Origin of the sequence: Sphaerotilus sp., from assembly GCF_031429695.1 — a bacterium.
In the GTDB taxonomy this organism is placed as follows: Bacteria; Pseudomonadota; Gammaproteobacteria; order Burkholderiales; family Burkholderiaceae_C; genus Sphaerotilus.
Genome location: NZ_JANPAB010000008.1, coordinates 49369 through 66147, shown reverse-complemented (window position 1 = coordinate 66147; position 16779 = coordinate 49369). Strand labels below are relative to the sequence as shown.

Below are 16779 nucleotides of genomic sequence, written 5' to 3'. Positions count from 1 at the left end.
TGACCCCGGCGATGCGCCAGTTGCTGGAGCGCATCGGCAAGGCCCGGCGACCACCGCTGCACACGCTGGGGGCGGTCGCAGCCCGCCGGCTCTACGAATCGGCGGCAGAGGTGCTGGAGCCACCGCGCGCACCGCTGCCGCGTGTGGAAACGCTGGTGCTGCCAGTCGGCCCGGGCGTCGAACGACCGGCGCGGCTCTATGCACCGCAGTTGCGCGAAGCGGGCGTCTTGCCTGTGCTGCTGTACCTGCACGGCGGCGGGTTCACGGTCGGCAGCCTCGAAACGCACGACAGCCTGTGCCGCCAGCTCGCGCTGCGCAGCGGCGTGGCGGTGGTGGCGCTCGACTACCGGCTGGCGCCGGAGCATCGGTTTCCCGCCGCGGTCGAGGACAGTTGGGGCGCCTTGCAGTGGCTGGCACGGCATGCGCACACGCTCGGACTCGATGGCGCCCGGCTGGCGGTCGGCGGCGACAGCGCTGGCGGCACGCTCGCTGCCGTGGTCGCATTGATGGCGCGGGATGCCGGTCTGCCGCTGGCCTTGCAGGTGCTCATCACGCCCGGCACCACGGCGCATGCCGACACGGCATCACACGCACGCTACGCCGAAGGTTTCCTGCTCGACAAGGCAGGCATCGACTGGTTCTTCGACCAGTACATCGACCATGCCAGGCGCACCGACTGGCGCTTCGCCCCGCTGCTGGCGGATGACCACGCCGGCCTCGCGCCCGCCTGGATCGGTCTGGCCGAATGCGATCCGCTGGTCGATGAAGGTGTGGCCTACGCCGACGCGCTGCGCATGGCGGGTGGTGTGGTCGAGCTGGAGTTGTACAAGGGCGTGACGCACGACTTCATCAAGCTCGGCCGCGTGATTCCGGAGGCAGCGCTGGCGCAACAAGCGATTGCGGATGCGCTGCGCGCGGCGCTGTATCCTTGAATCTGAACGAAACCAATAAGGATCGGGTCATGGCGCTGCGCGGCAATTTTCGTTTTTCGCACCGGCTCCGGGTGCGCTGGTCCGAGGTCGATCTGCAGCAGATCGTCTTCAACGGCCACTACCTGAACTACTTCGACACAGCCGTTGCCGACTACTGGCGCGCGATGGCCTTGCCCTACCAGGCGGCGATGGCCCGGTTAGGCGGCGATCTCTATGTGCGCAAGGCCACGCTGGAGTACCTCGGCAGCGCCCGCTTCGACGACCTGCTCGACGTGGCGATCCGCTGCGAGCAGGTCGGCAACACCTCGCTGCGGCTGCGTTGCGCCGTGTTCCGCGGAGAAAAGCTGCTGGTCACGGGCGAGCTGGTCTATGTCTTCGCCGATCCGGCCACGCAGTCCAGCCGGCCGGTTCCGCCCGAGTTGCGCGAGATGCTGCTCGATTTCGAGGCTGGGGCCGCGATGCTGGATGTGCAGGTCGGGCACTGGGACGAGCTGGGCGTGTCGGCGCAGGATGTGCGCGCGGAGGTGTTCGTGCGCGAGCAGGGCATTCCGCTCGATCTGGAACTCGATGAGGCTGACCACAGCGCCGTGCATGCCCTGGCGTTGAACCGGCTAGGCATGCCGCTGGCGACCGGGCGCCTGTTGCAACACGCACCCGGCGTGGCGCGGCTGGGCCGCATGGCCGTGATCGCCCCGATGCGGGGCAGCTCGGTCGGGCGGCAGATTCTGGAGGCGCTGATCGCAGCAGCGGCGGCGCGGGGTGACCACACGGTGGTGGCGCACGCGCAGTCGTCAGCGGTCAATTTCTACCGGCGATTCGGTTTCGCCGAGCACGGGCCGCACTTCGAGGAAGCCGGCATCGTGCACGTCGAGATGGTGCGCGCGATCAGCCCCCTGGTGCCCGCGGCCGTGCCGGCTTGAGCAGGCTGCGCACACGCGGCTTGATGACACGCGAGGGTGTGGCGGAGGTGTCCGGCCCGCTGTCGTGCTCGTCCAGCACGGCGTCCAGCACTGGCGACATGACGCTGCCCAGCGAGGCACGTGTACGGTGGTCGTTCACCAGCACCGGCTCGGTCTGGTAGCGCGGCGGCCAGTCCTTCAGCGTCGCCCGGCGCATCAGCGCGAGCCCGGGTCCGGCGGGATAGCTGCGTTCGTAGACCTGCGTGACGAGGTGCCGGCCGATGCGCTCGGTGATCAGCACCGTGGAGCAGCGGGTGCCGTAGCGTCCATCAGGTGTGCGGATGAAGGCGGGAGACAGCGCCCGCTCCAGTTCCCGCGGGACACCGGTCGATGGCAGCTCCTCGTCACGGGCCTGTGTCGTGTCGGTCAGCGCGTTGAGCAGCGCCTGGGCCAGTGCGTCGGCACCAGGCGTGCCGCTGTCGGTCAGCTCGGTGGCCTGCGACACCGCATCACCCAGTCGCTGCTTCAGGCGGCGAACTTTGGGCCAAGGCTCATCCAGCAGCCCGTTGGACAGCGCAAACACGCCGCTCTCCAGCCGGACCGGCGAAGCGCGGGCGCTGCTGAGCCACCAGCAATCACCGTGCGCAAAATCGGCGGCGATCAGGTTGAAGCCGTTGTGGCCGGTGAGGGCCGTGCGCACCCAAAAACGGTCTGGGCTGGCGGTGGTCGTGAGCCAGTCGGGGATGATCTGGCCACGGGACGGCGCCTGCGGATCCTGCCGGGCGGGGTCGCGAATGTTGGTCAGCAAGCCGAACTTGCCGGCAGCGGTCAGGCCGAACCATGTTCCACCCGCACTCAGATCGCGACCGGACAGGATTTCGGTGTCACTGCCGGGCCGTGTCCACCAGCCCAGGCGCGCCGTGGGCCGCTCGAAGAACTCGTCCCGGTTGGCGGCAAGCACGAGCGGGAAGCGTCGGCTGTGGTCAATGGCAAGGGCAGCTAGGCACATCAGAGGGCACCGCTGGTGGGCAGTGTGGCAAAGATTTCGGTATGCCGAGGCCCTACACGCGCGCTCGGCCACGGCGACAACATCGCACAGATGTTGGCAATGGTCGCCGCATCGAGTCCCCCCGGCTGATGATGGATCTCCATCCATGTGCGCATTCCATCACGAATTTCCGGGCGCTGGAGGCAGCGGCTGGCCAGTGCGGGCCAGGATTTCCGCAGCGCGGCGTGCGCGGCCTGGATCTCGGCTTGTGCTTGCGCTTGCGCGCTGGCGGTGGCAGGCACGCGGTAGTAGACGTACAGCTCCGCGTCGCGGGTGTCATCGTCCATGTGGTCAGGCCGGCTCGGCGTCGTGCGGCAGCGCGTAGGGCAGCGGCAGCACGCGCAACGCTGGGCCGTCCGGCTGTCCGAGGTGCAAGGTGCCGCTGCGGGTCACGGTGATCTTGAGTTCCACCAGCGCCAGATGCTGTGGCCCATCCAGTGCGGCGCGCGCCACCACGCCGGCCGGCTGCCCCGGGTCTTCGCTCCAGAACACCTCCTGCGCTGGTGCCATCGCAGCGTCACCGGTCAGCAGGAATGCACGCCGCTTGAGCTTGCCCAGGTAGTGGCTGCGCGCCACGATTTCCTGTCCCGGGTAGCAGCCTTTCTTGAAATCCACCCCGCCCACCAGTTCGTAGTTGAGCATCTGCGGCACGAACTGCCCCGAGGTCTGGGCGACCACCGGCACCACGCCGGAGCGCACTTCGAGCCGTTGCCAGTGCGCAGGCGACAGGGCGGGCAGGGCGCCGAGCACCGCAGCGGTCTGCGCGACCGGGCCGATCCAGAGCCAGCGGTCGATGGTCGCGCCGCCCAGGCCACTGTCGGGCAGGCGGATCACCATGGCGCCGTCCCGGTCCAGCTTGTCCCAGGCCCGCGCCGGAGCGTCCACGCCCAGCCAGGCTGCGGCGGGCGCACCGACGAGACCCAGGACCGACAGCTCGGCGGTGGCGTCCGTGAGCTTCGCCTTGGCGCGCATCACGAACATCGACAGGCGCTTGAGCGTCGGGGCCAGCACATCGTGGCTGCAGGCGAGCCAGAACTCCTCCGCGTCCGGGCGGGCGTAGATGAAGCTGGCGAGCATGCGGCCCTGCGGCGTGCAGTAGGCACCGAGGCGGGCCTGGGCCGGACCAAGGTGGCTGACGTCGTTGCTGAGCTGTCCGTGGAGGAAGCTGGCGGCGTCGGCACCGACGGCGCGGATGACGCCCCAGTCCGGCAACGCACAGGCGCCGCCGAGGCCGGCGTCGACCGTCAGGTCAGGAAAAGCGGGAAAGGCGTTGGTCGTGTCCATCCCCTCATTATCATCAGCACCATGCAACCCTGTGACTCCACCCTCTGATGGCCCCGGTCCGCCGCTCCCCCAAAGGCCGCACCACCTTGTGGCTGGGCAGCGCCTTGCTGTTGCTGTCGTTCGCCATGGCGGGCAGTTACTGGTGGATCCAGCACCCGATGGGTGGCCCGGACACCCCCGTGGATCTGGAGGTGGAGCCGGGTCAGTCAGCGCGGCAGGTGGCGCAGTCCGTGGCTGAAGCGGGGCTGTCGGTGTCCCCGTGGCTGCTCTACCAGTGGTTCCGCTGGTCGGGCGAATCGCGCCTGATCCGCGCCGGCAGCTACGAGATCCAGCCGGGCACTTCGCCAGCACAATTGCTGCGCAAGCTGGTCGATGGCGACCAGTCGCTCGCCCGCCTGCGCCTCATCGAGGGCTGGACCTTTCGCCAGGTGCGGGCCGAACTGGCACGCACCACGACACTGAAGGCCGAGTCCGCCGCCCTGTCCGATGCGGAGCTGATGGACAGACTCGGCGTGCCGGGCACTGCGCCAGAAGGGCGGTTTTTCCCCGACACCTACACCTACGCCAAGGGCAGCAGCGATCTGACCGTGCTGCGCCGTGCCCATGCGGCGATGCGCAAACGGGTCGAGGCGGCCTGGAACCAGCGCGCGCCGGACAGCCCGCTGAAGTCGGCGGACGAGCTGCTCACGCTGGCGTCCATCGTCGAGAAGGAAACCGGGCGGGCCGAAGACCGGCCGATGGTGGCGAGTGTCTTCGTCAACCGCCTGCGCATCCGCATGCCGCTGCAGACCGACCCGACGGTGATCTACGGGCTGGGTGAGCGGTTCGACGGCAACCTGCGCCGCAAGGATCTGCAAACTGACACGCCTTACAACACCTACACCCGCGCCGGCCTGCCGCCCACGCCGATCGCGTTGCCGGGGCGGGACTCCCTGATGGCAGTGGTGCAGCCCTCGGGCAGCAAGGCGCTGTATTTCGTCGCACGCGGCGATGGCAGCAGCCAGTTCAGCGAAACGCTCGCCGACCATAATCGGGCCGTCGATAAATACCAGCGCAAGGCTGCACGTTGAGCGAATCCCACCACCTTCCCGGCCTCACCGGCTCCCTGTCCCCCGCCGGCTGTTTCATCACGACCGAAGGCATCGACGGCGCCGGCAAGACCACCCAGATCGACCGCATCGCCGCCCGCTGGCGCGATGCCGGCCACGAGGTCGTGCGTACCCGCGAACCGGGTGGCACCCCATTGGCCGAATCCCTGCGCGAGCTGCTCCTGTCGCGCGACATGGACCCGCTCACCGAAACCCTGCTCGCCTTCGCCGCCCGGCGCGACCACCTGCGCACGGTGATCGAGCCGGCGCTGGCGCGCGGTGCGGTGGTGCTCTGCGACCGCTACACCGACGCGACCTACGCTTACCAGGGCGGCGGCCGGGGTGTAGACCTCGCCACGCTGGCCCAGCTCGAAACCTGGGTCCAGGCCGGCCGCCAGCCCGACTTGACGCTGTGGTTCGACCTGCGCCCGGAAGAAGCCGCCCGACGCCGTGCGGGGGCGCGTGTGCCTGACCGCTTCGAGGCGGAACAACTCGCGTTCTTCCAGGCCGTGCGCGCCGGCTACGCACAGCGCTTCGCCGACCTGTCCCGCGTGGCGCGGCTCGATGCCGAACAGCCACCCGAAGCGGTGGCCGCGCAGATTGACGCCGTGCTCGCGGCGCGCGGCTGGTGAGCGCTGCTGTGCCCGCGCTGCCTTGGCTCGGGGCCCCTTTGGCGTACACGCTGGCCAGCGCCCGCGCCCACCACGCGCTGCTGGTCCACGGCCCGGCCGGTGTCGGCCAGCTTGCCTTCGCGCTGGAGCTGGCGCGTGCCTGGCTGTGCGAACACCCCGCGGCCCGGACCGGTGCGCTGGCCTGTGGTCACTGCCGCAGTTGCCACCTCGTCGATGAACGCAGCCACCCGGACCTGCGTCTGATCGTGCCCGAAGCCCTGCGCACTGAGGCCGGTTTGCCCGAGGACGGCACTGCAGCGGATGAAGGCGGCGGCAGTGGCAGCAAGAAGACCCGCAAGCCCAGCCGCGCGATCCTGATCGACCAGATCCGCACGGCACTCGACTTCAGTACCCTCACGGCCGCACGCGGGATGCACAAGGTCGTCATCGTCCATCCTGCGGAGGCGCTCAACCCCATCGCGGCCAACGCCCTGCTGAAGACGCTGGAGGAGCCGCCCGGCGCGATGCGCTTCGTGCTGACCAGCGGCGACGCGCAGGCGCTGTTGCCGACGATCCGCAGCCGCTGCCAGAGCGTGGCCCTGGCGGCACCCGCGCGGGACGAGGCACTGGCCTGGCTGCGCGGACAAGGCGTGACCGAGCCCGAGCCGCTGCTCGACGCCTGTGGCGGCCAGCCGCTGCGTGCGCTGGAGCTGCAGCGTGCGGGGCTGGACGCTGCGGCGTGGCGCCAGTTCCCGCAGTGGATCGCCCGCGGGGACAGCGCGGCGGTGGTGAACTGGCCGCTGCCGGTGTTGCTCGATGCACTGCAGAAGCTCTGCCACGACCACGCACTGGCCACGCTGGGCGCGCCGGGGCGTTACTTCGCCGACCTCGGTCAGCCGGCGCCCGGCGCGGGCCTCGCGCATCTCACCGAAGCCGCCGCCTGGCTGCGCGGACAGGCCCGCCACGTCGACCACCCCTGGAGCGCTGCCCTCGCCACCGAAGCCCTGGTGCAAGGCATGCGCGCACGGCTCCAGCCCCCGAACCCGAACCCGACCGCCACCCGGACCCCGCGACCATGAGCGAATTCAGCCCCAACTCCCGCAGCGGCGGCCACTCCGGTGCAGCGCCGCTGACCCCCGCCACTGGTGCACCTGTGCCGCCGCGGCCGAGCGTCATCCAGCTCGTTTTCAAGGAAAAAGGCGCGCTCTACGCGGCCTACATTCCGCTGTTTGCCGAGGGTGGCCTGTTCGTGCCCACCCCGCGCGAGTACCGGCTTGGCGACGACATCTACCTGCTGCTCACCCTGCCCGACGACCCGCAGCGTTATCCCGTGGCCGGGCGCGTGGCCTGGATTACCCCGCCGAATGCGTCAGGTGGGCGCACCCAGGGCGTTGGCGTGCGCTTTCCGGTCGACGAAAAAACCCGTGTGCTGCGCGTGCGCATCGAGGAAATGCTCGGCACCTCCATCCAGTCGGCCAAGCCCACACAGACCATCTGACCTGACCTGACCCGAGATGTACATCGACACCCACTGCCACCTCACTTTCCCCGAGCTGCAGGCCCGCTGGCCCGAGATCCAGCGCGACATGGCCGCCGCGCAAGTGACCCGCGCCATCGCCATCTGCACCACCATCGAGGAGTTCGAGACCGTCCACGCGCTGGCCAGCGCGCATCCGCAGCTCTGGTGCACGGTGGGTGTCCACCCGGACAACGAGGATGTGCATGAACCCGATGTGGCCGAGCTGGTGACACTGGGGCAACGGGACAAGGTCGTCGCGGTGGGCGAATGCGGGCTGGACTACTACCGGCTGGGCACGCGCACCGTCGCCGACATGGAGTGGCAGCGCGAGCGGCTGCGGGTACATGTGCGTGCGGCGCGGGTCTTGGGCAAGCCACTGGTGATCCACACCCGCAGCAGCTCCGCGGACACGCTGGCCGTGTTGCGGGAGGAGGGTGCGGATGCGGTGGGTGGCGTTTTCCACTGCTTCACCGAGACGGCGGAAGTCGCACGGGGTGCGCTGGCGATGGGGTTCCACATCTCGTTCTCGGGCATCCTGACCTTCAAGAACGCGGTGGAGCTGCGCGAGGTGGCGCGTGAGGTGCCGCTGGAGCGGTGCCTGATCGAGACCGACAGCCCGTATCTCGCACCTGCACCGCACCGGGGCAAGCTCAACACCCCTGCGCTTGTGCCGCTGGTGGCGGCAGAGCTGGCGCGGATCAAGGGGCTGGATGTGGAAGAGGTTGCCCGCGTGACGGGCGACAACGCGACGCGGCTGTTCGGGCTGGCCTGACGAGGCCGCGCTTCAGAAACCCGATCCCGGCTGCTGCAGGAACTCGGCTTCCTCGGCTGTGCTCACGCGCCCGAGCGCCGCATTCCGGTGCGGGAAGCGCCCGAACCGCGCCACGATCACCCGGTGCCGCTCGGCCCACTCCAGCAGCCCCGCCAGTGTCGGTGTGTCTTGACCCAGCTGCGCGAACAGGCGAATCGACTCGTCCTGATCGGCCAGTGACTCCGAGTGTTCGAAGGGCAGGTAGATGAACTGGCGCTGCACCCCGGTGAGCGTCTTGTCCGCCCCCGTGGCCACCAGCGATTTCGCCAGCGACAGCGCCCGTGCGTCACCCGCGAATGCGCGCGGCGTGTCGCGGCCGGTGTTGCGGGTGAACTGGTCGAGGACGAGGATCAGCGCGAGCGTGCCGGTAGGCGTGGAGGTCCAGCCCTCCAGGCTACCGGACAGGGCTTCGTCGATCTGAGGGCCGAAGCGGCGGGCGATCTCGGCGTCGTGGTTCGCGTCCTTGCGGAACCACTCGGGGCGGGATTGGGTGTGGGCGGGATCGGTGGGAGGGCCGAACCAGAAATCGAGCACATTGGCGGCTGACATGGCGTGGGGTGGGGTGGGCAGTGGATGGGGAATCCACACGGTGCCTGCAATGCGATGCCACCTGTGGCGGGAGGGGCATGGAGATGGATTGGCGGCATGGCGTTACCCCTTCACGCCCTTGCGCAGCCACCAGCCTGCTATCGTTGTCGCCCCGACATTCCCCCCACAGGAACCCCGCATGACCATCTCCATGTCCTCCGCCAGCCTGCCCGTCTTCACCACCATGCTGCGCAACCTGAGCCACTGCATGGACAAGGCCGAAGCGTCCGCCGCTGCGCGAAAATTCGATGTGAACGTGCTGGTGCAGGCCCGCCTGGCGCCTGACATGCTGCCGTTCGCCTCGCAGATCCGCATCGCCTGCGACGCCGCGAAGCTGGCCGCCGCCCGCCTCGGTGGTGTTGACGCGCCCAAGTTCGCTGACGACGAAACCACCTTCGCCCAACTGAAGGACCGCATCGCCAAGACGCTGGAGTTCCTCGTCACCGTGCCGCCCACCGCGATCGACGGCACCGAAGGCAAGGAGATCACCTTCCCCATCGGCCGCGATGGCTCGACGCGCACGATGAAGGGCGAGGACTACCTGAAGCACTGGGTGCTGCCGAACGTGTTCTTCCACGTCACCACCGCCTACGCATTGCTGCGCCACAACGGCGTGGATCTGGGCAAGGTGGATTACCTGGTGGGCGCGCAAGCCGCGGCGTGACATTTCCAGGCTGGTGCATTCGAGGGGTCGATCCGATCCGATCGGCCACACGGCGTTCCTCGGCGGCATCAACATCCGCTAGGGCGCGCTTGGGGCCTTGGCGGGTGTCAGCGGCGCAGAGTGGTCGTTGTTCTGCCCGGGCAGGGGCATCGCACTGGACTCCTGGGTTCGGCTCATCTCGCTGTTTGAACGCCCCGCCGCAGGGTCCGCACTGGCGGCAGGCGCTGGTGTCACCACAGATCCTGCGTCTGGCACCGACGTGACGGAGGCGCCCGCAGTCGTTGGTGCCGTCGGGATCTGTGCCGGCGCGATCATGGGAGCCGGGGGCTTGGACGGCGTCCGGTTGCAGGCGCTCAGCACCAGCGCCATCACGACCCAGCCCGCCACCTGGACCGTGGATGTACGCGACGCCCTCCAAGAGATGGGGGATCGGCGAACCACTGCAACGGCGTTCGAGGGATTCATGGGTTTCGCTCCTGCATCCGGATTCAGTCCTTGCGGGTCGTCTTCTTCTTCACGTGGCCTCGCTCAGCCACAGGCTCATGGTCGGTAACCCGGGCGTGTGAAGCACAGGCAACCGAGACTGGGGCCATCGAGTCTTGCGGTCTGTGCGTTAGCGAACCTCTCGGCGCCTCTTGGGTGCCCTGCGGGCCAGACCCGTTCTACCCTCGGCTTGACGCCGTTGAGCCGGTTGCCTCGCCGCCGAAGAAGCGGCTGGGTGCCATGCCCACGGTGCGGGTGACCATCGCGCTGAACGCGCTCGGGCTGGCGTAGCCCAGCTCGGCGGCGATGTGGCTCATCGGCTTGCCGCGCGCTGCCAGCGCCAGCGCGCGGGCCAGCAGCACCTGGTGTCGCCATTGCACGAAGCTGGTGCCCAGCTCGTCCCGGAACAGCCGCGCGACCGTGCGTGCACTGGCCCCGGACTCGGCGGCCCAGCCGTCCAGCGTGGCGTGGCGGGTCGGCGCATCCAGCACGGCTTCGCAGAGATGGCGCAAGCGCTTGTCCTGCGGCAGTGCCACACCCAGCGGAAGCGGCTGGGCGCGGCGCAGCTCATCGAGTGCCAGCGTGCCGAGGCAGCGTTCGCGCAAGGCATCGGCCTCGCCGGGCGGCGTGTCCGGGTCGATGTCGGTGAGGACGTGGACCAGTTCGCGCAGCAGGGGCGACACTTCGATGACGCGGCAGCGGCGCCAGGCTTCGTCCAGCGGCGCAGCGGGATGGACGTAGAGCGTGCGCATGTCCGCGTCCTGCACCACGGCGACGGTGTGCACCACCAACGGTGGAATCCAGACCGCCCGCGACGGCGGCACCAGGTAGGTGTTGTGGTCGGCGGTGACGCGGGTGACGCCGGTGGCAGAGAACGCGACCTGCGCCCAGGCATGGCTGTGTGGCGCGACGCGGGTATCGGCCTCCAGCCGGCGCGACTTGCCGCGCACCGGGCGGGCTTCGGTCGGCGCATAGCGCTGGGGATCGAGCGGGGCGATGCTGCGGTGCGGGAGCATGGGCACTGAGACCGGGTTGGCTGAATCGCGACAGAGAATGTCGTTCTATCGTAACCCGGCCGCTTCGGCGCCCTCTACAGTGGCTGGCATGAACTCCACCACCTTGCCCTCGAACGCCGCTGCTGCGACCGACGACGAACGCATCCGGGCGCGACGCGATTTTTCCACGATCGGCCTGATCGGCTTGGCGCACGGCACCTCGCACTTTCACCACCTGCTGCTGCCGCCGCTGTTTCCGCTGTTCATCCGCGACTTCGGGCTGAGCTACTCGGAGCTGGGGCTGCTGGTCACGGTATTTTTCGTGATCTCTGGCATCGGACAGGCTCTGTCCGGTTTTCTGGTCGACAAGGTGGGTGCACGGCCGGTGTTGTATGCCGCACTGGGGAGTTTCATCGCCGCGTCGCTCGCCGGGTTCATGGCGCAAGGCTACGGGGGGTTGATGCTGGCCTCGGCGCTGGCTGGGCTGGGCAATGCGCCGTTTCACCCGGTGGACTTCACGATCCTGAACAAGCGTGTTTCGCCGCAGCGGCTGGGCCATGCGTTCTCGGTCCACGGCATCAGCGGCAATCTGGGCTGGGCGGCGGCCCCGGTGTTCCTGATCGGGGTGTCGACGGCCTTCGGTGGATGGCGGTCGGCCTATCTGGCGTCGGCGATGGTGGCGGTCACGGTGCTGGTGCTGCTGTTCCTGAACCGGGATGCCATCGACGACCGGCAGGGCGCCTGGTCGCACCAGCGGGCCGGCGCCAAGGTCGATCCTTCCCTGGCGGACGAACACCCGATGGCCTTCCTGCGGCTGCCTTCGGTGTGGCTGTGCTTCTCGTTTTTCTTCTGGACAACCGCGGCACTGACGGCGATCCAGAGCTTCGCCAGCCCGGCCCTGGGCAAGATGTACGGTCTGCCGGCATCGGCCACGGCCTACGTCGTCACGGGCTACATGCTCTGCGGCGCCGTGGGCATGGTGATCGGCGGTTTTCTGGTGCCCCGCGTGGCCCGGCTGGAACGCACGATTGCCGTGGCCATGGCGTTGTCGGCGGCGCTGCTGCTGCTGGCGGGCACGGGCTGGTTGTCGGGGATGGCGTCGGCGGCGGCCGCTGCGCTCGCGGGGCTGGGCACCGGACTGGCCGGGCCGTCGCGCGACATGCTCATCAAGCGGGCGGCGCCGCCGGGGGCGACCGGGCGTGTCTATGGCACCGTGTATTCAGGGCTGGACGCCGGCTTTGCGCTGGCGGCACCGGTGTTCGGCATGCTGCTCGACCGCGGACTGGCCGGTGCCATCTTTTTTGGCTCCGCCGCCGCCCTGCTGCTCGGCATCGCGTCGGCCACCGTCGTCGGCCGCGGGATGCGGACGTGAAAAAGCCCGGCAGTTGCCTGCCGGGCTTTCATGGTCCATCAAGACCAGGGTGATCGGGTGATCAGACCTTGGCAGCCTTGGTCATCGACTGCATGTTGGCTTCAGCGGCGCTGACAGCTTGCTTGGCAGCCTTCTGGGCCGATTCCATGGCGGTGGTGCTGGCGGTCATGGCCTGCTTCATGAACGCGACGGCGCCTTCGCTGCCAGCGGGCACGTTCTTCAGAGCGGCTTCGACGAAGCCTTGCACTGATTGCTGCGAAGCGGCGACCTGGCCTTCGAACAGCTTGCTGATGTCGGCTTGCGTGGCAGCGGCAATTTCATAGATCTGGCGGCTGTAGGCGGTGGCCTTTTCAGCGGCGGGCTGCAGCACGGTGGCTTGCAGGGCGGCGAAACCTTGTGCGTCCTTGACCGACAGCAGGGCCTTCGCGCTGGCAGCCGATTCGTCCAGAGCGGCACGGGCGGTTTGCAGGTTCAGTTCCACCAGCTTTTCCACGCCACCGAAGGCCTTCTGGCCCAGAGCGACAGCAGTGTCCAGATTGGATTGGGCGGCGGCGGAGATTTGGTCAGCGTTCATCATGGTGAGCAGTCCTATTGTGGAAAAAGGATACCGGTGGACCCGGTTTTGCTGCACTGCAGCATGATTCTCAGTATAGGGATTGCAAGCGGGATTGCAAGTAGCCATGTTGCAATGCAGCATAAATTAGATCACAACCCCTAAAGGACAAATCACGGCGCGGTTGATGTTCGCTTCGATCTGCGCGGTCAGTGCTGGTGCTGGCCGGCCATCGGTTTGGCTGCACCCATTGCCTGTGCCACAGCCTTCACCTCGACCGTGGAACGCCGCTTGTCCGCGTCCTCGATGACGAGGGTGAGCGTCACGGTGTCGCCGGCCTTGATGGGCTGCTTCAAGTCCATGAGCATGACGTGGTAGCCGCCTGGTTTCAGCTCGACCGCCTTGCCGGCAGGCAGATCCAGTCCAGCGACGGCGCGCATGCGCATCGTGTCACCCTCCATGGCCATCTCGTGGAGTTCGACCACGCTCGCAGCGGCCGAGCGGACTTCCACCAGACGAACGGGCGCCGCAGACTGGAGCTTCATGAACGCGCCGGTGGCTTTCTGCTCGGTGGCGGTGGCGCGCACCCACGGGGCGCTCACGGTGACGGACTGGGCACGCACTGCACCGGCGAAGGCGCATGCGGATGCAGCAACCAGCAAGGCGCCGCGGACGAATCGAATGGTTTGCATGGCAATCCAAAAAAAAGCCCGATGGGTTCACCATCGGGACTGAAGGTACCTGAAAGCATTCTTTCGCGCGGTACCGAGGAGACAACCAGTCGCGCAACCCCGAAGCGGGAGCCACGCCCTTGAGATGATCAAGTCGATGCGCGAAAGTTCAACCCGATGCGGGAATCTTTTTGCACTGCCTCAACGCTTGCCGGTCACCCGGGTGGACTTTTCGGCGGGGGCTGCGGCTTGCGGCGCGGCGTGGCGCATCGCCTCGAAATTGGCCTCGGCCACGCTGACCGCCTGCTTGGCCGCCTTCTGGACGTTTTCCAGCGCACCATTCGCCGCGGTGACCGCCTGCTTGATCATCGCCAGCGAACCTTCACCACCGGCGGGAGCATTCTTCACCGCTGCATCGACCAGGGCCAGGATCTTCTCCTGCGCGGTGGCCATCTGGGACTCGACCAACTTGGACACCTCGGACTGGGTGCTGGTGGCGATGTCGTAGACCTGCCGGCCGTAGGCGGTCACCTTCTCGGTGGCAGGCTGCACCAGATCAGCTTGCAGCGAGGCCAACCCCTGCGCATCCTTGACCGCGAGCAGCGCCTTGGACCGCTCTGCCGAATCGCCCATCGCGGAGCGCATGGCCTGCAGGTTCAGCTCGACCAGCTTTTCGACGCCCTCGAAACTCTTGCGGGTGAGTTCGACCAGCGCATCCAGGTTGGCCTTGTTAGCGGCGGCGAATTGTTCCGGGGTCATCATGGTCGAGCTCCAGTCGAGGGGTGAAATGCTGCGTTGCAACAATATGTGACTATAGAGCGGCCTGTCCGACGGAGCAAGCCTTGGTCACAATGTCGCGATGCGCGCCTATTACGCCGACCATTTTGTCCTGCCATTGCCGCCCGGTCACCGGTTTCCGATGCAGAAATACCGCCTGTTGCGCGACGCGATCGTGGCGGAGCTGCCGGAGGTGCGCCTGTCGCAGGCATTGGCGGCCAGCGAAGGCGAACTTGCGCTGGCGCATACGCCTGGCTATGTCGACGCGGTGATGCATGGCACCCTCAGTGCGGCTCAGCAGCGCGAGATCGGCTTCCCCTGGTCGCCCGCCATGGCCGAACGAGCCCGCCGCTCGGTGGGTGCCACGGTCAGCGCGGCCCGTGACGCGCTGCGTGAGGGCATCGCGGCCAATCTGGCCGGCGGCACTCACCACGCCAGCGCCGACAGCGGTAGCGGCTATTGCGTCTTCAATGACCTTGCGGTCGCTGCGCGGCTGATGCAGGCCGAATGGCACCGTCTGCAGCGCCGCCTGCTGCGGGTGGCCGTGGTCGATCTGGATGTGCACCAGGGCAACGGGACGGCGGCCATCTTTCGCGACGATCCGACGGTCTACACCCTGTCGGTGCACGGCGCGAAGAACTTCCCGTTCCGCAAGGTGGCCAGTGATCTGGACGTCGATCTGCCCGATGGCTGCACAGACGAGCCGTACCTCGGCGCGGTCGATGCTGCGCTGGACAGGCTCTGGCTCGATCACCGTGACCAGATGCCCGGACTCGTTTTTTACCAGGCAGGGGCCGATCCGCACGAAGGTGACCGGCTTGGCCGGCTGAAAGTCAGCGCATCCGGCCTGGCCGAACGGGACCGGCGTGTGTTCACGGCCTGTCGGTCACGCGGCATCCCGGTCGTGCTGACCATGGGCGGCGGCTACGGCCATGTCATTGAGGACACGGTGGCGGTGCAACTGCAGACCTACCGAGAGGCGCTGACCGTCTGGCGTATCGGCAACCCCGGCAAACCCGAGGTGCCGGCCATGCTGCAACGCGGAAATAATGCACCGCACGCGACCGACACCCCGAACTGAAAGCCCACCCCATGCTCACCGACGACCAGCGCCGCACCGCCGTGGACGACGCCATCACCTCCCGCCGCTCGCTGCGGGCCTATCTGCCGACGCCTGTGCCACGCGAGACCATCGAGGCCATCCTGAGCGCCGCCTCACGGGCACCGTCGGGCACGAACACCCAGCCGTGGAAAGTGCATGTGCTGACCGGTACGGCCCGCGATGCCCTCAGCGCCAGCATCATGGCCGCACACAATGACCCCGCCGTCGCCGCGGCCCATTCCGAGGAATATGCCTACTACCCGACGCAGTGGCAGTCACCCTACATCGACCGCCGCCGCAAGGTGGGCTGGGATCTGTATGGCCTGCTCGGGCTGGACAAGACCGACAAGGCCGGCATGCACCGCCAGCACGGCCGCAACTACGCCTTCTTCGACGCGCCGGTCGGCCTGATTTTCACCATCGATCGCGTGATGCAGCAAGGATCGTGGCTCGACTACGGCATGTTCCTGCAGAACATCATGGTCGCTGCCCGCGGTCGCGGGCTCGATACCTGTCCGCAAGCCGCCTTCACCCAGTACCACCGCCTGATCGCCAAACACCTCGGCCTGGGTGAGCACGAGATGGTGGTCTGCGGCATGGCACTCGGTCACGCCGATCCGGACGCCGTGGAGAACACGCTGGTCACGGAGCGCGCGCCGGTGAGCGAGTTCGCACGGTTCCATGACTGACGGGATTCGCATCGGCGACCACATCGACCAGGTCGCGGCCTCTCCATTGGCACGGTTCGCGGACCGGACGCCATGGGCGCTGGTGGCGGAGGCACCGGTGATCGTGAGAGTGTTGTTGGCGGAACTTACCGCCACGGACTACGTATTCACCGGTGACATCGCTATCCACCGCAGCGCCACCGTGGAAATCGGGGCTGTGCTGAAAGGCCCTCTGATCATCGGCCCACGAGGGTTCCTCGCTACCGGTGCTTATGTGCGCGGCGGTAACTGGCTGGGTGCGGACTGCCTGATCGGCCCGGGTTCGGAGCTGAAGACTTCGTTCCTGTTCGCGGGCACCAAGCTGGCGCATTTCAACTTCGTCGGTGACTCGGTGCTCGGAGCAGGGGTCAACATGGAGGCCGGCAGCATCATCTGCAACTACCGCAACGAGCGGCCGGGCACATGCGTGCGGGTACTGGTCAATGGCCTGCTGCACGATACCGGAGTGGAAAAATTTGGCGCAATGGTGGGCGACGGGAGTCGAATAGGCGCAAATGCGGTGATCGCCCCCGGAGCGATTCTGCGAGCACGGCAGATCGTGCAGCGCGCATCACTGCTGGACCAGGAGTCATTCGTCAATCCTGCGTAAGGGATGCTGACGGCCAGCGACACGCCGAATTGCCGCTCGACTCTGACGACGGTCGAGACCACTGG

The 16779-nt window shown here is 67.8% G+C and carries 20 protein-coding genes; 12 read left to right on the top strand and 8 right to left on the bottom strand.

Annotation, left to right across the window (positions count from 1 at the left end):
• Positions 1-11: 11 nt before the first annotated feature.
• Together RMP06_RS01280 and RMP06_RS01275 are read left to right on the top strand one after the other, a co-directional pair.
• Positions 12-932 (top strand): alpha/beta hydrolase, encoded by a 921-nt coding sequence (locus RMP06_RS01280; RefSeq protein WP_473964755.1) that lies wholly within the window; start codon positions 12-14, stop codon positions 930-932.
• Between the two features lie 29 nt (positions 933-961).
• On the top strand, positions 962-1852 hold the full coding sequence (locus RMP06_RS01275) for a YbgC/FadM family acyl-CoA thioesterase (protein WP_310459963.1): 891 nt from the start codon (positions 962-964) through the stop codon (positions 1850-1852).
• On the opposite strand, the gene RMP06_RS01270 is transcribed toward RMP06_RS01275, so the two are convergent.
• The 3 genes from RMP06_RS01270 to ygfZ are packed head-to-tail and all read right to left on the bottom strand — an operon-like array spanning position 1818 to position 4163.
• Positions 1818-2840 carry an NRDE family protein gene (locus RMP06_RS01270; protein ID WP_310459962.1) on the bottom strand — a complete coding sequence of 341 codons (1023 nt, stop codon included), beginning with the start codon at positions 2838-2840 and terminating at the stop codon, positions 1818-1820. The two genes, RMP06_RS01275 and RMP06_RS01270, sit on opposite strands and share 35 nt — an antisense overlap.
• Positions 2840-3166 (bottom strand): DUF4936 family protein, encoded by a 327-nt coding sequence (locus RMP06_RS01265; RefSeq protein ID WP_310459961.1) that lies wholly within the window; start codon positions 3164-3166, stop codon positions 2840-2842. The genes RMP06_RS01270 and RMP06_RS01265 overlap by 1 nt, the downstream gene beginning before the upstream one ends.
• Positions 3167-3170: 4 nt before the next feature.
• Positions 3171-4163 carry a CAF17-like 4Fe-4S cluster assembly/insertion protein YgfZ gene (gene ygfZ / locus RMP06_RS01260; RefSeq protein ID WP_310459960.1) on the bottom strand — a complete coding sequence of 331 codons (993 nt, stop codon included), beginning with the start codon at positions 4161-4163 and terminating at the stop codon, positions 3171-3173.
• A 47-nt stretch (positions 4164-4210) separates the two neighbouring features.
• Between ygfZ and mltG the strand changes: the two genes are divergently transcribed.
• The 5 genes from mltG to RMP06_RS01235 are packed head-to-tail and all read left to right on the top strand — an operon-like array spanning position 4211 to position 8153.
• Positions 4211-5233 carry an endolytic transglycosylase MltG gene (gene mltG / locus RMP06_RS01255; protein ID WP_310459959.1) on the top strand — a complete coding sequence of 341 codons (1023 nt, stop codon included), beginning with the start codon at positions 4211-4213 and terminating at the stop codon, positions 5231-5233.
• Positions 5234-5268: 35 nt separating this feature from the next.
• Complete coding sequence (gene tmk / locus RMP06_RS01250) at positions 5269-5883, top strand: dTMP kinase (protein ID WP_310459981.1); 615 nt, start codon at positions 5269-5271, stop codon at positions 5881-5883.
• Entirely contained in the window at positions 5880-6941 is a 1062-nt protein-coding gene (gene holB, locus RMP06_RS01245; protein WP_310459958.1) for a DNA polymerase III subunit delta', read from the top strand. Before tmk ends, holB begins: the two co-directional genes overlap by 4 nt.
• Positions 6938-7360, top strand: coding sequence for a PilZ domain-containing protein (locus tag RMP06_RS01240; protein WP_310459957.1), 423 nt, complete (start codon positions 6938-6940; stop codon positions 7358-7360). The genes holB and RMP06_RS01240 overlap by 4 nt, the downstream gene beginning before the upstream one ends.
• Before the next feature lie 16 nt (positions 7361-7376).
• Positions 7377-8153 carry a TatD family hydrolase gene (locus RMP06_RS01235; RefSeq protein WP_310459956.1) on the top strand — a complete coding sequence of 259 codons (777 nt, stop codon included), beginning with the start codon at positions 7377-7379 and terminating at the stop codon, positions 8151-8153.
• Positions 8154-8165: 12 nt separating this feature from the next.
• Here the strand turns inward: RMP06_RS01235 and RMP06_RS01230 are convergent, their stop codons facing one another.
• On the bottom strand, positions 8166-8741 hold the full coding sequence (locus tag RMP06_RS01230) for a DUF924 family protein (protein ID WP_310459955.1): 576 nt from the start codon (positions 8739-8741) through the stop codon (positions 8166-8168).
• A gap of 178 nt (positions 8742-8919) precedes the next feature.
• On the opposite strand from RMP06_RS01230, the gene RMP06_RS01225 reads away from it, so the two are divergent.
• Positions 8920-9444, top strand: a complete 525-nt coding sequence (locus RMP06_RS01225) for a DUF1993 domain-containing protein (RefSeq protein WP_310459954.1) — start codon at positions 8920-8922, stop codon at positions 9442-9444.
• Between the two features lie 662 nt (positions 9445-10106).
• Here RMP06_RS01225 and RMP06_RS01220 read toward each other — a convergent pair.
• A complete protein-coding gene (locus tag RMP06_RS01220) occupies positions 10107-10943 on the bottom strand; it encodes an AraC family transcriptional regulator (RefSeq protein WP_310459953.1) in 837 nt (278 codons plus the stop codon).
• A gap of 88 nt (positions 10944-11031) precedes the next feature.
• Here RMP06_RS01220 and RMP06_RS01215 point away from each other — a divergent pair, with 88 nt between their 5' ends.
• Positions 11032-12294, top strand: a complete 1263-nt coding sequence (locus tag RMP06_RS01215; protein ID WP_310459952.1) for an MFS transporter — start codon at positions 11032-11034, stop codon at positions 12292-12294.
• A 61-nt stretch (positions 12295-12355) separates the two neighbouring features.
• Here RMP06_RS01215 and RMP06_RS01210 read toward each other — a convergent pair whose 3' ends face one another.
• The 3 genes from RMP06_RS01210 to RMP06_RS01200 form a co-directional block, all read right to left on the bottom strand.
• Positions 12356-12868, bottom strand: a complete 513-nt coding sequence (locus tag RMP06_RS01210; RefSeq protein ID WP_310459951.1) for a phasin family protein — start codon at positions 12866-12868, stop codon at positions 12356-12358.
• 188 nt (positions 12869-13056) lie between these two features.
• Positions 13057-13539, bottom strand: coding sequence for a copper chaperone PCu(A)C (locus RMP06_RS01205; protein ID WP_310459950.1), 483 nt, complete (start codon positions 13537-13539; stop codon positions 13057-13059).
• A 180-nt stretch (positions 13540-13719) separates the two neighbouring features.
• Positions 13720-14280 carry a phasin family protein gene (locus RMP06_RS01200; RefSeq protein WP_310459949.1) on the bottom strand — a complete coding sequence of 187 codons (561 nt, stop codon included), beginning with the start codon at positions 14278-14280 and terminating at the stop codon, positions 13720-13722.
• Positions 14281-14377: 97 nt separating this feature from the next.
• Here RMP06_RS01200 and RMP06_RS01195 point away from each other — a divergent pair, with 97 nt between their 5' ends.
• From RMP06_RS01195 to RMP06_RS01185, 3 genes are read left to right on the top strand one after another with little or no spacing between them, the layout of a single operon-like run.
• Positions 14378-15376, top strand: a complete 999-nt coding sequence (locus RMP06_RS01195) for a histone deacetylase family protein (protein WP_310459948.1) — start codon at positions 14378-14380, stop codon at positions 15374-15376.
• A gap of 11 nt (positions 15377-15387) precedes the next feature.
• Positions 15388-16086 (top strand): nitroreductase, encoded by a 699-nt coding sequence (locus RMP06_RS01190; protein WP_310459947.1) that lies wholly within the window; start codon positions 15388-15390, stop codon positions 16084-16086.
• Positions 16079-16714 carry an LbetaH domain-containing protein gene (locus tag RMP06_RS01185; RefSeq protein WP_310459946.1) on the top strand — a complete coding sequence of 212 codons (636 nt, stop codon included), beginning with the start codon at positions 16079-16081 and terminating at the stop codon, positions 16712-16714. The genes RMP06_RS01190 and RMP06_RS01185 overlap by 8 nt, the downstream gene beginning before the upstream one ends.
• Positions 16715-16779 lie beyond the last annotated feature (65 nt).

Excerpts from the sequence above, each read along its gene's own strand:
- RMP06_RS01275 (WP_310459963.1), top strand. The coding sequence starts at position 962 with ATGGCGCTGCGCGGCAATTTTCGTTTTTCGCACCGGCTCCGGGTGCGC.
- ygfZ (WP_310459960.1), bottom strand. The coding sequence starts at position 4,163 with ATGGACACGACCAACGCCTTTCCCGCTTTTCCTGACCTGACGGTCGAC.
- RMP06_RS01240 (WP_310459957.1), top strand. The coding sequence starts at position 6,938 with ATGAGCGAATTCAGCCCCAACTCCCGCAGCGGCGGCCACTCCGGTGCA.
- RMP06_RS01265 (WP_310459961.1), bottom strand. The coding sequence starts at position 3,166 with ATGGACGATGACACCCGCGACGCGGAGCTGTACGTCTACTACCGCGTG.
- RMP06_RS01270 (WP_310459962.1), bottom strand. The coding sequence starts at position 2,840 with ATGTGCCTAGCTGCCCTTGCCATTGACCACAGCCGACGCTTCCCGCTC.
- RMP06_RS01225 (WP_310459954.1), top strand. The coding sequence starts at position 8,920 with ATGACCATCTCCATGTCCTCCGCCAGCCTGCCCGTCTTCACCACCATG.
- RMP06_RS01210 (WP_310459951.1), bottom strand. The coding sequence starts at position 12,868 with ATGAACGCTGACCAAATCTCCGCCGCCGCCCAATCCAATCTGGACACT.
- RMP06_RS01205 (WP_310459950.1), bottom strand. The coding sequence starts at position 13,539 with ATGCAAACCATTCGATTCGTCCGCGGCGCCTTGCTGGTTGCTGCATCC.
- RMP06_RS01235 (WP_310459956.1), top strand. The coding sequence starts at position 7,377 with ATGTACATCGACACCCACTGCCACCTCACTTTCCCCGAGCTGCAGGCC.
- RMP06_RS01190 (WP_310459947.1), top strand. The coding sequence starts at position 15,388 with ATGCTCACCGACGACCAGCGCCGCACCGCCGTGGACGACGCCATCACC.
- RMP06_RS01195 (WP_310459948.1), top strand. The coding sequence starts at position 14,378 with ATGCGCGCCTATTACGCCGACCATTTTGTCCTGCCATTGCCGCCCGGT.
- RMP06_RS01280 (WP_473964755.1), top strand. The coding sequence starts at position 12 with ATGCGCCAGTTGCTGGAGCGCATCGGCAAGGCCCGGCGACCACCGCTG.
- RMP06_RS01230 (WP_310459955.1), bottom strand. The coding sequence starts at position 8,741 with ATGTCAGCCGCCAATGTGCTCGATTTCTGGTTCGGCCCTCCCACCGAT.
- RMP06_RS01220 (WP_310459953.1), bottom strand. The coding sequence starts at position 10,943 with ATGCTCCCGCACCGCAGCATCGCCCCGCTCGATCCCCAGCGCTATGCG.
- RMP06_RS01215 (WP_310459952.1), top strand. The coding sequence starts at position 11,032 with ATGAACTCCACCACCTTGCCCTCGAACGCCGCTGCTGCGACCGACGAC.
- RMP06_RS01185 (WP_310459946.1), top strand. The coding sequence starts at position 16,079 with ATGACTGACGGGATTCGCATCGGCGACCACATCGACCAGGTCGCGGCC.
- mltG (WP_310459959.1), top strand. The coding sequence starts at position 4,211 with ATGGCCCCGGTCCGCCGCTCCCCCAAAGGCCGCACCACCTTGTGGCTG.
- RMP06_RS01200 (WP_310459949.1), bottom strand. The coding sequence starts at position 14,280 with ATGATGACCCCGGAACAATTCGCCGCCGCTAACAAGGCCAACCTGGAT.